This window comes from Pseudomonas rhizozeae (assembly GCF_031583775.1).
GTDB lineage: Bacteria > Pseudomonadota > Gammaproteobacteria > Pseudomonadales > Pseudomonadaceae > Aquipseudomonas.
Genome location: NZ_JAVLSB010000004.1, coordinates 1 through 14,009 on the forward strand (window position 1 = coordinate 1; position 14,009 = coordinate 14,009).

Here is a 14,009-nt window from a genome sequence, read left to right on the forward strand (position 1 = left end):
AAGCGCTTGGTTACTTGGCGCTTTTCCAAGTAACCCGCTGTAAGAGCGGAACCGGTTGTAGCCATCAAAAAAGATATGGATATGTACACCAGCAAAAAATCTAGCGCCTAAAACATAGTCATCGCTGGCAAGCCAAGCTTCCAGAGGGGTCTATGTGTTTTCGAGAAATTCGCGAGCAGGCTCGCTCCCACGAAAAAAGGGGCTCAAAGCGTCATCGCCGCCACCCACCCAAACGCCAGCAACGGCAAGTTGTAATGCAGAAAGGTCGGGACCACGGTGTCCCAGATATGGTGATGCTGCCCATCCACATTCAACCCGGAGGTCGGTCCCAAGGTCGAATCCGACGCCGGCGAGCCGGTATCGCCGAGGGCTCCCGCCGTGCCGACGATGCAGACAATCGCCATCGGGCTGAACCCTAACTGCACGCACAGCGGCACGAAAATCGCCGCCAGGATCGGCACCGTAGAAAACGACGAGCCGATGCCGATGGTCACTAGCAGTCCCACCAACAACATCAACAACGCGCCGATTGCCTGGCTGTGGTTAATCCACGCCGCGGCGCTTTCCACCAATGAGCGTACCTGCCCTGTGGCCTTAAGCACTTCGGCGAAGCCGGACGCGGCGATCATGATGAAGCCGATCATCGCCATCATCTTCATACCTTCGGTGAACAGGTCATCGGTCTCGCGCCAGCGAACGATGCCCGAGACCGAGAAGATCAGGAAACCGCACAAAGCGCCGATGATCATCGAGTCGAGCAGCAACTGGATGATGAACGCCGCGGCAATCGCCACACCGGCGATCGCCAGGGTCATGGGGTTGTAGGCGACGCTGACCTGCTCCACCTGCTCGATTTTCGCCAGGTCGTACACGCGTTTCTTGCGGTAGCTGACCAGCACCGCCAGCAGCAAACCGAAGACCATGCCCGCCGCCGGGATCGCCATCGCATGCATCACGTTGACCTGGCTGATATCGACCCCGGCCTTGCTGACGTTGGCCAGCAGGATCTGGTTAAGGAAGATATTGCCGAAGCCCACCGGGAACACCATGTACGGGGTGATCAGGCCGAAGGTCATGACGCAGGCGATTAGCCGTCGATCCAGTTGCAGTTTGGTCAGCACATAGAGCAGCGGCGGCACCAGCAAAGGGATAAACGCGATGTGGATCGGCAGGATGTTCTGCGAAGCAATCGCCACCACCCACAGCAGGCCGATCAGCAACCATTTGACCTGACCAGCGCTGGCCGAGTCCTGGCGGTCAACCATGGCCAGCGCCTTGTCCGCCAGTGCGTGGGCCAAGCCAGACTTGGCAATCGCCACCGCGAAAGCGCCGAGCAAGGCGTAGGACAACGCCACCGTCGCGCCGCCGCCCAGCCCACTGTTGAACGCCTTCAACGTCGCGTCGATACCCAGGCCACCGGTCAACCCGCCAACCAGCGCGCCCACGATCAGCGCGATTACCACATGCACACGGCACAGACTCAGCGCCAGCATCACGCCCACCGCTGCAATTACTGCATTAATCATCGTTACCTCAGAACACAGACAGGAAAAAATTCCGACATGCGGAAGCGACCCGGCCGACGGTCTGCGGGGACTGTCAGCGGGTTGAAGGATTGGTTTTTATTGGAGGGCGCGCACTGTGCCGGAGCAGGGGCAAAGCTGCAAGCTTCAAGCTGTAAGAAAAAGCCGTGAGGGTGTGAGGACTTAGCGCTTGGGCAACTCGATCACCACCCGCAACCCGCCCCATTCGCTCTCGCTCAGGCGCAACACGCCGCCCCAGGCTTCGACGATGTCGCGCACGATGCCCAAGCCCAGGCCATGGCCATCAGTCTGTTCATCCAGGCGTGTGCCGCGGCTGAACACTTGATCGCGCTGCGCTTCCGGTATCCCCGGTCCGTCATCCTCGACGTGCAGCGCAAAGCCGTGCGCCGACTCGACCACGCTCAGACGCACCTCGGCGTCGGCCCATTTGCAGGCGTTGTCCAGCAGGTTGCCGAGCAGTTCCAGCAGGTCTTCACGGTCCCACGGCAATTGCAGGCCGGCGGGTGCACGGTAGCTGAGGTTGAGGTGTTCGCCGTGGATCATGTTCAGCGTCGCGAGCAGCCCGGGCAGTTCGGCGTCGCAGTCGAACAGCGCGCCGGGCAGCGCATCGCCCGACAGCCGTGCGCGATTGAGTTCGCGGTTAAGCCGTTGCTGCACCTGTTCCAGTTGCGCCAGGAGGATCTTGCGCAGCTCCGGCTGGCTGTCGAGTTTTTCGCTGGAGGCCAGGCTCAACAACACCGCCAGTGGCGTTTTCAACGCATGGCCGAGGTTGCCCAAGGCATTGCGCGAGCGCTTGAGGCTGTCTTCGGTGTGCGCCAGCAAATGGTTGATCTGCGCCACCAGCGGCTCCAGCTCGGCCGGCACCTGATCATCCAGTTGCGAACGCTGGCCCTGCTGCAACTGGGCGATTTGCTCGCGGGCCTTGTCCAGCGGGCGCAAGGCGTTGCGCACGGTGACCCGCTGTAACAGCAGAATCAGCAGCAACCCGGCGAGCCCCAGGCCCAAACCGATTTGCTGCATGCGCTGGAAACTCTCGCGCACCGGGGTGTAGTCCTGGGCGACGCTGATGGAAATCGCCTGGCCCATGCGCCGGTAGTCGCTGCGCAACACCAACAGTTGCTGGCCTTCCGGCCCCAGTTGCAGATTGCTGTGCAGGCCCGGCGCGTCGAGCTTCGGCAGTTCCTGATCCCACAACGAGCGCGAGCGCCAATGACTGTCGGCGAAATCGATACGGAAGTAATGCCCGGAAAACGGCCGCTGGTAGGCCGGCGACAGGTGCTTTTCGTCCAGTTGTAAACCTTGCGGGCCGCGCACCAGCGCCAGTAACAGGCTTTCGCTGTCATTGCGCAAACCGGCTTCGAGGTAGCGCTGCAACCCCACTTCGAACAACCACAGGCTGGTGGGCGCCAGCACCAGGCCGACCACCACCATCACGCTGATCAGACCCAGGCTCAAGCGCCGCTGGATCGACCTCACGGCGCGGCTCCGCCGAACAGGTAACCTTGGCCGCGACGGGTTTCGATCACACTGCGCCCGAGTTTGCGCCGCAGGTGGTTGACGTGGACTTCAAGCACATTGGAATCGCGCTCGGTTTCGCCGTCGTAGAGGTGTTCGGCCAGATGACTTTTCGAGAGGATTTGCTCGGGGTGCAGCATGAAATAACGCAGCAGGCGAAACTCCGCAGCCGTGAGCTGGATCTCGGCGCCGTCACGGGTCACGCACTGGCGGCTCTCGTCAAGGTGCAGCCCGGCAGCTTGGAGCGTCGGCTGGTTGGCCTTGCCGTGGGAACGCCGCAGCAGGGCCTGGATGCGCAGGTGCAACTCTTCCGGGTGGAAGGGTTTGCTCAGGTAATCATCGGCGCCGGCCTTGAGGCCTTCGATGCGCTCGGCCCAGGAATCGCGGGCGGTAAGGATCAGCACCGGCGTCGCCAGGCCGCCGGCGCGCCATTGCGCCAACACCTCCAGCCCCGGCAGCCCCGGCAAACCGAGGTCAAGCACGATCAGGTCGTAGGGTTCGCTGGCGCCCTGGTACACCGCGTCGCGGCCGTCGGCCAGCCAGTCCACGGCGTAGCCTTGGCGGTTAAGCCCGGCCATCAATTCATCGGCCAGGGGCACGTGGTCTTCCACCAGCAACAGGCGCATGGCTCAGTCTTCCTTGTCTTTGAGTAACAGGCCGGTGGCGGCTTCCAGATCGAGTTCGCGCACCACGCCTTCAGCGGTGAGCAGCTCGACCTCATAAATGTAGATGTCGTGCTTTTCTTCGAGCTCGGCTTCGAGCAATTTGGCCCCCGGATACCGGTCGAGCGCCTGCTGCAGCAATTGCTCCAACGGCATGATTTCGCCCCGTTGACGCAACTGCAGAGCTTCATCCTGATCGAGGTCGCGTGCCACTACCATTGAGCAGAAGGCCAACAGTACCAGCGCGGCACGACTGCACGCACGTAGATGTGTATTCATTACCTATCCTGATGATCCTTGAGTAACTGCCCGTTCACGGCGTCCAATTCCAGATCCCAGTCGAGGCCTTGCGGGTCACGCAATTCCACTTGGTAGATGTACTTGCCGTACTCTTCTTCCAGTTCGGTTTCGCGGATGCTGGAGCCGGGGTGCTTGGCCAACGCGGTGGCGTTCAGTTGCTCGAAAGACTGAATGGTACCAGCGTCACGCAAGCGCAGGGCTTCATCCGGCCCCAGATCGCGGGCCTGGGCCAGGCTTGTGCCCGTGGCGATGGCCGATGCGGTGATCAGGGCAGTCAGGAACTTCATCGGGACTCCGTTATCTTTCGTCAGGTTGCGGGCTTGCTACCTTAGCCGTCGCAACTTAATTGAAACTGAATGGCCATCATCTACATAATCCGCCGCTTGTCGCCGTAAGAGAGCACCATGACCGCCATCCACATCAAATTCCCCGCCCTGACCCTCAAGGCCGGCCCGCACGCATTGGCGCGAATCCGTGAAAACGGCTTGAACGCGGCCGACGTCGGGACCCTGCCCGGTGCCGCTGGCGGCCCGAAAGCCTTGGGGATTCAAGGCCTGGACCTGGCGCTGTTCGGCGAATGGCTGCCGGCGGCGCCACGCCCACGCTCACTGATCGGCGCCTCGGTGGGCTCCTGGCGCTTCGCCAGCGCCTGCCTGCCGGACGCCGCCGAAGGCCTCCGTCGCCTCGGGCATTTGTACACCGAGCAGAACTTCAACAAAGGCGTGACCATGGCGCAGATCAGCCAGAGCTCGCAGCGCATGCTCGACGATCTGCTGGATGGCCGAGACGGGGCGATCCTGGCCAATGCCGATTACCGCTTGAACATCATGGTGGTGAAAAGCCACGGTTTGCTTGCTGAAGACCATCGCGGCCGGCTCGGCCTGGGGTTGTCCTCGGTGATCGCCGACAACCTGCGCGGGCGGGCGCGGCTGTCGCGGCACTTTGAACGACTGATCATCCACGACCCGCGCCTGGCTCCGCCAGTGGACGCACTGACGGATTTCCCGTCGCGTTTCATCGCGCTGGACGCCGCCAACCTGCGCCAGGCGCTGCTGGCCTCGGGCTCGATCCCGATGGTGATGGAAGGCGTGCGCGACTTGCCCGGTGCCGGCGCCGGGACCTTCCGCGATGGCGGGCTGCTCGATTACCACCTCGACCTGCCCTACAGCGGCGATGACATCGTGCTCTACCCGCACTTCACCGACCGGGTGATTCCTGGCTGGTTCGACAAGGGTTTGCCGTGGCGCCGCGCCTGTGCCCAGCGCTTGCGCAACGTGTTGCTGGTGGCACCCTCCAAGGACTACCTGAGCCGTTTGCCCTACGGCAAATTACCGGACCGCAACGACTTCAAACGCTTCATGGGCGATGCGCCAAGCCGCCAGAAATACTGGCGGACGGCGATGGAAGCGAGCCAGCGGCTGGGGGACGAGTTCCTCGAACTGGCCGCCAACGGTCGCCTGGGCCAGCACTTGCTGACCCTTTAGTCAGTGTTTTGCCCGGCGCTCTGGTAAACTCGCCGCCTGCCCACATCGCCGCGGCGATCGCCACCTGACAGAGCTGAAAAAACACTGTGGAAATCTTCAAAGAATTTACCTTCGAATCCGCCCACCGCTTGCCTCACGTGCCCGACGGCCACAAATGCGGGCGCTTGCACGGTCACTCGTTCAAAGTGGCGATCCACCTCAGCGGCGACCTCGACCCGCACACTGGCTGGATCCGCGATTTCTCGGAAATCAAAGCCATCTTCAAGCCGCTCTACGAGCGCCTCGACCACAACTACCTCAACGACATCCCCGGCCTGGAAAACCCCACCAGTGAAGTGCTGGCCAAGTGGATCTGGACCGAGATGAAGCCGTTGCTGCCGGAACTGAGCGCGATCCGCATTCACGAGACCTGCACCAGTGGCTGCATATACCGCGGGGAGTGACAGTCTCTAAGACTGTTGAAATTAAAGTGGGAGCGAGCCTGCTCGCGAAGCGGCCGTGTCAGCCAGATCATTGTCTCTGACACAGCGCTTTCGCGAGCGGGCTCGCTCCCACAGGGATTGCGTCTGGTCAGTTGAATCGAGAAACCACCTTCATCGGTGGTTTTTTTATGCCTATACCTTTGGCTCCCACATAAGGGCACTGTGCACCCGCCATTGCACTGCTTTCGCTCACTTCTCTCGGGGCGTCCGTCCATAATCCCGCGCCCCGTCCCTTGGCACGACCGCTGCAACAATTCTCGCGTCTTCCCTTTTCTCAGCCACCCTCTCAGCAAGGAGCCCCCATGACGCAGAATGATCCTGGCAACGATTACCCGTTAAGCGAAGTGCCGATGCACGCGCGCAAGGGCCTGGCCTCGACGGCCATGGTGCTGCTCGGTTTTACCTTTTTCACCGCGACTATGTTTGCCGGCGGCAAGCTGGGGGTGGCGTTCAGTTTTGCCGAGATGATGGCGGTGATCATCGTCGGCAACCTGCTGCTGGGGATCTATGCGGCGGCGCTTGGCTTCATCGCCTTCAAGAGCGGTTTGAACTCGGTCTTAATGGGGCGGTTCTGCTTCGGCGAAGTGGGCAGCAAGCTCAGCGACTTGATCCTCGGCTTCACCCAGATCGGCTGGTACGCCTGGGGCACCGCCACGGCGGCGGTGGTGCTGGGCAAGTATTTCAATTTCAGCGAAGGCACGGTGCTGGGGTTGATGGTGCTGTTTGGCCTGGTGTTCTGCGCCACGGCGTATGTCGGTTATCGCGGGCTGGAAATCCTCTCGTACATCGCGGTGCCGGCGATGATGTTGCTGCTGATCCTGTCGATGTGGGTCACCACCACTAAGGCCGGCGGCCTCGATGGCCTGTTGGCGGTGGTGCCGACGGGCAGCCTCGACTGGTCGACCGCCATTACCCTGGTGTTTGGCACCTTCGTCAGTGGCGCAACGCAAGCGACCAATTGGACGCGCTTCTCGCGTTCGGCCAAGGTCGCGGTGTTGGCGAGCCTGATCGGCTTTTTTATCGGCAACGGCCTGATGGTGCTGATCGGTGCCTACGGGGCGATCGTCTACCAGCAGCCGGACGTGGTGGAAGTGCTGCTGTTGCAAGGCTTCGCCATGGCGGCGATGGCGATGTTGCTGCTCAATATCTGGAGCACCCAGGACAACACCATCTACAACTTCGCCGTCGCTGGCTGCAACCTGTTGCGCACCGGGCGCCGCAAAACCGTGACCCTGGCCGGCGCGGTGATCGGCACCGCCCTGGCGCTGCTGGGCATGTACGACATGCTAGTGCCTTACCTCATTTTGCTGGGCACGGTGATCCCGCCGATCGGTGGCGTGATCATGGCGGACTTTTTTTTCCGCTATCGCGGTCAATATCCTCGACTGGCCGACGCCCGCCTGCCGGCCTTCAACTGGCCAGGCCTGGGCGCTTACGCGGTGGGCACCGTCGCCGCGTTCAGCTCGCCGTGGGTCGCGCCACTGGTCGGCATCGCCGCTGCCGCGCTAACGTATGTGCTCCTGACTGGCCTGTCGGGGGCCCGCACCGCCGCCGCGCCACTCCAAGATTTATAAAAGGATTCGCCTGATGCACATCATCAACGCCCGCCTGCGCAACCGTGATGGCCTGCATGAATTGCACCTGGAAAATGGTCTGATCGGCAGCATCGCCCGCCAGACCGAGGCGCCGACCCTGGGCCCGAATGACCTGGACGCCGGCGGCAACCTGGTGGTGCCGCCCTTCGTCGAGCCGCACATTCACCTCGACGCCACCCTCACAGCCGGCGAGCCGCGCTGGAACATGAGCGGCACGCTGTTCGAAGGCATCGAGTGCTGGGGCGAGCGTAAGGCGACCATCACTCAGGAAGACACCAAGACCCGCGCCAAGAAAACTATCCAGACCCTCGCCGCTCATGGCATTCAGCACGTGCGCACTCACGTCGACGTCACCGACCCTGACCTCACTGCGCTGAAAGCCATGCTCGAAGTGCGGGAGGAAAGTCGCCACTTGATCGACTTGCAGATCGTCGCTTTCCCCCAGGAAGGCATCGAGTCCTACCGCAATGGCCGCGAATTGATTGAAGAAGCGATTCGCATGGGCGCCGATGTGGTCGGCGGCATTCCGCATTTCGAGTACACCCGCGACCAGGGCGTGAGTTCGGTGAAGTTCCTGATGGACCTGGCCGAGCGCACCGGTTGCCTGGTGGACGTGCACTGCGACGAAACCGATGACCCGCATTCGCGCTTTCTTGAAGTGCTGGCCGAAGAGGCGCGCAGCCGTGACATGGGTTCACGCGTGACGGCCAGTCACACCACGGCCATGGGTTCCTACGACAACGCCTACTGCGCCAAACTGTTCCGCTTGCTCGGGCATTCGGGCATCAGTTTCGTCTCGTGCCCGACCGAGAGCATTCACTTGCAGGGACGTTTCGATAACTTCCCGAAACGTCGGGGCGTGACTCGGGTGAATGAGTTGCTGGAAGCCGGGATGAACGTGTGCTTCGGCCAGGATTCGATCGTCGATCCGTGGTATCCCCTGGGCAACGGCAACATCCTGCGGGTGCTCGAGGCCGGGCTGCACATCTGCCACATGCTCGGTTACCGCAACCTGCAGAGCGCCCTCGACCTGGTCACCGACAACAGCGCCAAAGCCATGGCCTTGGGCGAGCGCTACGGCCTGGAGCCGGGTCGCCCGGCCAACCTGCTGATCCTCTCGGCCGACAGCGATTACGAAGTCATCCGCAGCCAAGGCTTGCCGCTGTACTCCGTGCGCGGTGGCGAAGTGTTGATGAAGCGGCAGATGCCCGTGGTGGAGTGGCCGAATCAGCTTTGAATCTTCGGTAACTGGGAGGCCGCCATCGCTGGCAAGCCAGCTCCCACAGGGTTGCGTGGTGTTCACATAATCCTGCCCACCGAAGATCCAGTGTGGGAGTGAGCCTGCTCGCAAAAGCGTCGTGTCAGCCAGCTCAATATTGAATGGGCCGGCCACTTCGCGAGCAGGCTCGCTCCCACAGGATTTGGTGGCGTTCACGGAATGTGAGTCCAGCGACATTCCCTGTGGGAGCTGGCTTGCCAGCGATAGCGGCCTGGCGTTTTTCACGACATCAACTGAGCCCTGCCAAACAAACTGACGCGACTGAGTTCCCCGCCCTGCTCTTCCAGCAAAACCGGGGCGGTGCCGCCGGGCATGACCACTTGCACCGTGCCGCTTGTTGCCCAACCGACCCGCCACGCCGCGCAGGCCACGGCGCTGGCGCTGGTGCCTGACGATGCAGTCGGCCCCTCGCCGCGCTCGAACACCCGGGCGGTGATGCTGCCGTCCGCCGCGCGACAGGCCCATTGCAAGTTGATCCCCGCTGGGCACGGTTGGCCGGTGCCGGTGGGCATGGCGAAAGCAATTGCGGTCAAGCCTTCAGCCAGGGGCGACTCGGCCATTTGCGGATTGCTCGGCAATGCGTCCACACCGTCAACCAGGGTCACGCAATGCGGATTGCCCACCCGCACGAACTGACTGCGTTGCCACGCTGGATTAAGCCGCGCCAAGGGCTGCACGTGACTCACCTCACACTGGTTCAACACGCGCTTTTCGACCCCTAGGGCACTGACCGCCGCCGGCCCGAAACCCGGCTGCCCGAGATCCAGCCAAAAACCCTGCACGCCCTCGACCACCGCCGGTGCCACCGTGGTGTGCCCCGGCGAAGGGGTATCGGTTTTGTCGTGATGCACCCGCAGCTCACACCCTGCGTCCGGCATCAATTGCTGATCACTCAGGTACCGGGAAAAAATCGTCAGGCCATTGCCACTGCGCTCGGCCAGGGTGCCATCGGTATTGACGATCAACAGGTCATACGGCGGCGCGGACTGGAACGGCCCCACCAGCAAGCCATCGCAACGATGAGCCTTGCTGCCCGGCAGCCGCGCACCCGGCGCCCAGGCACAACAGGCTTCGATCGCCGCGAGCGCCCAACCGTCCCGCGCCTGCACTGCCGCTGCGGCGGTCGCAGGCAATTCCAGCCCCTGCGCACGCAAGGCGTCTGGCGTCATCACCCCATAGATGTTGCCTCGGGCATCGTAAAACGGCGTCATGCCAGCGCTCCAGAAATCGGCGGAAAACCGCTACCTTAAACGTCATCGAGCGCTGATGAAATACTGCCCGAAGGTGCGCATCGGCCACTCGTGTGCAACGATGTCGGCCTGCATGCTGTGCGCCAGTGCCGAACCTCGATAGTCGGGAACGGTCAGTGGAGGACGCGACAATTTTTACCAAGGATTTTTCATGACTGCCCTGAACACCTCCGCGACCTTTGTGCCCGGCCGCCTGGAACAGATGTCCACCCGTATCGCGTTTTTCATTGCCGGTTTCGGCATCGCGGCCTGGGCGCCCTTGGTGCCCTACGCCAAGGACCGCGCCGGCCTCGATGAAGCGACCCTCGGCCTGCTGCTGTTGTGCCTGGGGGTCGGTTCGATTCTGGCGATGCCAATGGCCGGCGTACTGGCGTCGCGTTTTGGCTGCCGGCGAGTACTGAGCGGCGGCACCGTGCTGATCTGCCTGGCCCTGCCGTTGCTGGCGACGGTGTCGTCGGTGCCGCTGTTGATGGCAACGCTGTTCCTGTTCGGCGCCGGCCTGGGCACGGTGGATTCGACCGTCAACCTGCAAGCGGTGATCGTCGAGCGCGCCAGCGGCAAAACCATGATGTCGGGTTTCCACGGGTTGTTCAGCCTCGGCGGGATCGTCGGCGCGGCCGGGGTCAGCGCGCTGCTGGGCCTGGGTCTGTCGCCACTGGGCGCGATGCTGGTGGTGATCGTGATATTGCTCGCCGCCCTGGCCAAAGCCGCGCCGCACCTGTTGGCGTATGGCAGTGAACGCTCCGGACCAGCGTTCGCGGTGCCCCATGGCGTGGTGCTGCTGATCGGTAGCCTGTGTTTCGTGGTGTTCCTCGCCGAGGGCGCGGCGCTGGATTGGAGCGCGGTATTCCTGGTGTCCGAACGTGGCCTGGAAACCGCCTACGCCGGTCTTGGCTACGCGGCGTTCGCCCTGACCATGACCGTGGGCCGGTTGACCGGCGATGGCATCGTCCGGCGACTCGGTGCTACGCGGGTGATTGTGTTCGGCGGGACCCTGGCAGCGGCCGGACTGCTCCTGACCGTGCTGGTGCCAGCCTGGGAAGCGGCGCTGCTGGGTTATGCGCTGCTGGGTGCGGGTTGCTCGAATATTGTGCCGGTGTTGTACACCGCAGTCGGCAAACAAAGGGTGATGCCGGAAAGCATCGCCGTGCCAGCCATCACCACCCTGGGCTACGCCGGCATTCTCGCCGGGCCGGCGGTGATCGGCTTTATCGCCCATGGCAGCAGTTTGAGCTTCGCCTTCGTGCTGATTGCGCTTTTACTGTTGGCGGTGGCGATTACCGGGAAAGTGCTGAAGGTCTGAAATGCCTTGTGTGAGCGAGCCTGCTCGCGAAGAGAGAGTGTCAGCCAACATCAATGCCACATGACACACTGCCTTCGCGAGCAGGCTCGCTGCCACAGAGGGGCAGGTCCGCAGACTCGGACCTGCCCCTTTTTTCATCAGAACCCGACGCTGGCCTGCACGAAGAAGGTGCGCGGCGTGCCGACATACATGCCGGCGTTGTTGTCGCTGGAGCGAGTGAAGTACTGCTTGTCGAAGATGTTTTTCACCCCGGCGCCGACTTTCAGGTTGGAGAACTGCGAGCCGAAGTCGTAGCCGCCACGCACGTTCCAGGTGACGTAGCCCGGAATGTTGCCGTACTGACCATCGGCGCTGCCCTCGGTGATGTAGTTGCCGTTGAAGCTGCCATCGGCGTTCACTCCGGTGCCTGGCGAGCGCTGCTTGGATTGGGCGAAACCGTCGATGTTGTAGGTCCAGCGGTTGATGTCATAGCGCAAGCCGACGGTGGCCACCTGGCGTGAGTAGAACGGCAGGTCGCGGCCCTTGAAGCCGGGGATTTCCCCTTCGTAGGTGGCGCGGGTGTAGGTGTAACCGGCGTTGGCGGTCAAGCCGTCGAGGCGCGGGTCGAGCGCCGCCAGGTCGTAGTGCACCGACGCTTCGATACCCTGGTGCTTGGTGGCGCCGAGGTTGGTCCAGCCTACATCGTTGCTGATGTATTGCAGTTCATCGTCGAAGTCGATGTAGAACGCGGTCAACTCACCGCCCCAGGCGCCATCGTTGTAACGCGTGCCGATCTCGTAGGTCTTGGCTTTTTCCGGCTCAAGACCATTGGCCGTATCGTTGCCCGCGCCGCCCTGGCCTAGCTGGAAGTATTGCAGGCTGCCGAACGAGGTCTCGAAGTTGGCGAAGACTTTCCACGCATCCGACAGGTGATACATCACGCTCAGCGCCGGCAGCGGCTCGTTGCTTTCGATGCTGCGGTCCTTGGCAGTGACGCGGCGGCCGGCGGTGTCGAGGACCGCCCGTTCATGCCAGTCGGTGCTGATGTGCTCGAAGCGAATGCCCGGGGTGATGGTCCACTTGCCAATGTCGATTTTGTTGTCGATGTACACCGAGTTAGCTTCGGTGCCGCCGGTGCGGTCCTGGTATACGTGGCCGTCGGAGGTCGGGGTCACGGTCGGGACGTTATTGACCAGCGCCAGGCGGCTGGCCTGTTCGTGCATGGCTTCGCGCAGGTAGCGGTAGCCGACGCTGACTTCCTGGGTCGACGGGCCGACATCGAACACCCGCGATACCCGCGGCTCGATGCCGATGGTGTAGTAGCTGCGCGGGAAAGAACCAAGGGTTTTCTGGTCGCGGGCAGCAATGTTGCTGCCGCGAAAACTGTCGGTGTAGTAGGTCAGGACTTCGGCCTGGGTGCGGTCGTCGATCTGCCGCGCCCACTTGAACGACACGTCCTTGCGGCGGCCGGTGAAGTTGTCGTTGTTGCGGTCGGACTGAAACGGATCGGCGTCGTACTGCGCCTGGGTCAGACCGCCGGGCATGTCGGCGCTGGCGTCGTAGTAATGGAAGTTCAGGCTGAAATCGTCGACATCAGTCGGCGCCCAGTGGGTCTTGAGGATCACGTCGTCGATGTCGTTGCCGTTGTTGCGCTCGCGGTAACCGTTGCCGTTGACCCCGGAATACAGCAGCGCCATGCCGATGCCGTTGTCCGCCGTGCCGCCGAGGAACGCGGTGTCGATGTGTTTCCAGCCACCGTGTTGCGAGGTTTCCAGAGTGCTGCCGATTTCGCCGGTGGCTTTTTCCGGGATCGCACGGGTCACGAAGTTAATCACCCCGCCGACGTTCTGCGGTCCGTACCGCACCGAACCGGCGCCGCGCACCACGTCAATGCTGTCGAGGTTGCCGGAAGAAATCGGCGCCATCGACAGCTGTGGCTGGCCATATGGGGCAAACGCCGCCGGGATGCCGTCGATCAACACCGTTGAGCGTGGCGACAGACGCGAGGTCAGGCCCCGCACGCCGACGTTCAGCGAGATATCGCTGCCGCCAGTGCCGTTGGCTTCCTGTACTTGCACGCCGGGGACGCGACGCAGCACATCGCCGACGTTCATGGCGCCCTGCTCGACCATGGCCTCGCGGCGGATCACGGTCCGTGCGCCAGGATGGTTCTGGACTTTTTCTTCGTCGGCATCGCCGAGCCAGTTGCCGACCACCTTGATGTCGGTTACGCCCAACTCCAGCGGGCCGTCCGCCGCCGCGCTTGGTGCCGGCAGCAAAGTCACCGAGCCTTGATCGATCTGGTACTGCAAGCCGCTGCCCTGCAGCAATTGACGCAAAGCGTCTTCAGGGGACAGGTTGCCATCGACGGCAGGCGCCTGCATGCCGGCCACCAGCTCCGGGCTGAAAAACACCTGCAACGAGGTTTGCTGGCCGAGTTGGCTGAGCGCCGCGCCCAAGGGCTGGGCCTGGATGTGAATAGCTTCGGCAGCAAACGCCTGGGGTAGCGCTGCGCTGACCGCAATAGCGAGGGCCAGCGGCAGCCAGCGTCCGGTGGTGGTTTTGTTGTTTTTGGCAGAGGAGTTCTTCACGTCGAACGGTGTCCTGTTGATCGCA

12 protein-coding genes are annotated in these 14,009 nt (G+C 62.7%); 5 read left to right on the top strand and 7 right to left on the bottom strand.

The annotated features are described in order from the left end of the window. Positions 1 to 203: 203 nt before the first annotated feature. The 5 genes from RG836_RS00770 to RG836_RS00790 form a co-directional block, all read right to left on the bottom strand. Positions 204 to 1,523: a Na+/H+ antiporter family protein gene (locus RG836_RS00770; RefSeq protein ID WP_310842523.1), complete on the bottom strand. Its 1,320-nt coding sequence runs from the start codon at positions 1,521 to 1,523 to the stop codon at positions 204 to 206. 183 nt (positions 1,524 to 1,706) lie between these two features. After that, positions 1,707 to 3,020, bottom strand: a complete 1,314-nt coding sequence (locus tag RG836_RS00775; protein WP_310842457.1) for a sensor histidine kinase — start codon at positions 3,018 to 3,020, stop codon at positions 1,707 to 1,709. After that, complete coding sequence (locus tag RG836_RS00780) at positions 3,017 to 3,685, bottom strand: response regulator transcription factor (RefSeq protein WP_310842459.1); 669 nt, start codon at positions 3,683 to 3,685, stop codon at positions 3,017 to 3,019. The genes RG836_RS00775 and RG836_RS00780 overlap by 4 nt, the downstream gene beginning before the upstream one ends. A gap of 3 nt (positions 3,686 to 3,688) precedes the next feature. Beyond that, positions 3,689 to 4,000 carry a PepSY domain-containing protein gene (locus RG836_RS00785; protein ID WP_310842461.1) on the bottom strand — a complete coding sequence of 104 codons (312 nt, stop codon included), beginning with the start codon at positions 3,998 to 4,000 and terminating at the stop codon, positions 3,689 to 3,691. Continuing rightward, complete coding sequence (locus RG836_RS00790; protein ID WP_310842463.1) at positions 4,000 to 4,308, bottom strand: PepSY domain-containing protein; 309 nt, start codon at positions 4,306 to 4,308, stop codon at positions 4,000 to 4,002. The genes RG836_RS00785 and RG836_RS00790 overlap by 1 nt, the downstream gene beginning before the upstream one ends. Before the next feature lie 117 nt (positions 4,309 to 4,425). On the opposite strand from RG836_RS00790, the gene RG836_RS00795 reads away from it, so the two are divergent. The 4 genes from RG836_RS00795 (at position 4,426) to codA (ending at position 8,819) form a co-directional block, all read left to right on the top strand. Next, complete coding sequence (locus RG836_RS00795; protein WP_310842465.1) at positions 4,426 to 5,505, top strand: patatin-like phospholipase family protein; 1,080 nt, start codon at positions 4,426 to 4,428, stop codon at positions 5,503 to 5,505. Between the two features lie 86 nt (positions 5,506 to 5,591). After that, on the top strand, positions 5,592 to 5,948 hold the full coding sequence (gene queD, locus RG836_RS00800; protein WP_310842467.1) for a 6-carboxytetrahydropterin synthase QueD: 357 nt from the start codon (positions 5,592 to 5,594) through the stop codon (positions 5,946 to 5,948). A 341-nt stretch (positions 5,949 to 6,289) separates the two neighbouring features. Further along, positions 6,290 to 7,561, top strand: a complete 1,272-nt coding sequence (codB, locus tag RG836_RS00805) for a cytosine permease (protein WP_310842469.1) — start codon at positions 6,290 to 6,292, stop codon at positions 7,559 to 7,561. A gap of 13 nt (positions 7,562 to 7,574) precedes the next feature. Continuing rightward, complete coding sequence (gene codA, locus RG836_RS00810; protein ID WP_310842471.1) at positions 7,575 to 8,819, top strand: cytosine deaminase; 1,245 nt, start codon at positions 7,575 to 7,577, stop codon at positions 8,817 to 8,819. Positions 8,820 to 9,082: 263 nt separating this feature from the next. On the opposite strand, the gene RG836_RS00815 is transcribed toward codA, so the two are convergent. Further along, positions 9,083 to 10,072 carry a diaminopimelate epimerase gene (locus RG836_RS00815; protein ID WP_310842473.1) on the bottom strand — a complete coding sequence of 330 codons (990 nt, stop codon included), beginning with the start codon at positions 10,070 to 10,072 and terminating at the stop codon, positions 9,083 to 9,085. 190 nt (positions 10,073 to 10,262) lie between these two features. Between RG836_RS00815 and RG836_RS00820 the strand changes: the two genes are divergently transcribed. Next, positions 10,263 to 11,414, top strand: a complete 1,152-nt coding sequence (locus tag RG836_RS00820; RefSeq protein WP_310842475.1) for an MFS transporter — start codon at positions 10,263 to 10,265, stop codon at positions 11,412 to 11,414. A gap of 137 nt (positions 11,415 to 11,551) precedes the next feature. Here RG836_RS00820 and RG836_RS00825 read toward each other — a convergent pair whose 3' ends face one another. Further along, entirely contained in the window at positions 11,552 to 13,984 is a 2,433-nt protein-coding gene (locus RG836_RS00825; RefSeq protein WP_310842477.1) for a TonB-dependent siderophore receptor, read from the bottom strand. Between the last annotated feature and the right edge of the window lie 25 nt (positions 13,985 to 14,009).

Bases quoted from the DNA above. Each gene is read 5' to 3' on its own strand.
- RG836_RS00780 (WP_310842459.1), bottom strand. From the start codon at position 3,685: ATGCGCCTGTTGCTGGTGGAAGACCACGTGCCCCTGGCCGATGAATTG.
- RG836_RS00785 (WP_310842461.1), bottom strand. From the start codon at position 4,000: ATGAATACACATCTACGTGCGTGCAGTCGTGCCGCGCTGGTACTGTTG.
- RG836_RS00790 (WP_310842463.1), bottom strand. From the start codon at position 4,308: ATGAAGTTCCTGACTGCCCTGATCACCGCATCGGCCATCGCCACGGGC.
- RG836_RS00795 (WP_310842465.1), top strand. From the start codon at position 4,426: ATGACCGCCATCCACATCAAATTCCCCGCCCTGACCCTCAAGGCCGGC.
- codB (WP_310842469.1), top strand. From the start codon at position 6,290: ATGACGCAGAATGATCCTGGCAACGATTACCCGTTAAGCGAAGTGCCG.
- codA (WP_310842471.1), top strand. From the start codon at position 7,575: ATGCACATCATCAACGCCCGCCTGCGCAACCGTGATGGCCTGCATGAA.
- RG836_RS00815 (WP_310842473.1), bottom strand. From the start codon at position 10,072: ATGACGCCGTTTTACGATGCCCGAGGCAACATCTATGGGGTGATGACG.
- RG836_RS00820 (WP_310842475.1), top strand. From the start codon at position 10,263: ATGACTGCCCTGAACACCTCCGCGACCTTTGTGCCCGGCCGCCTGGAA.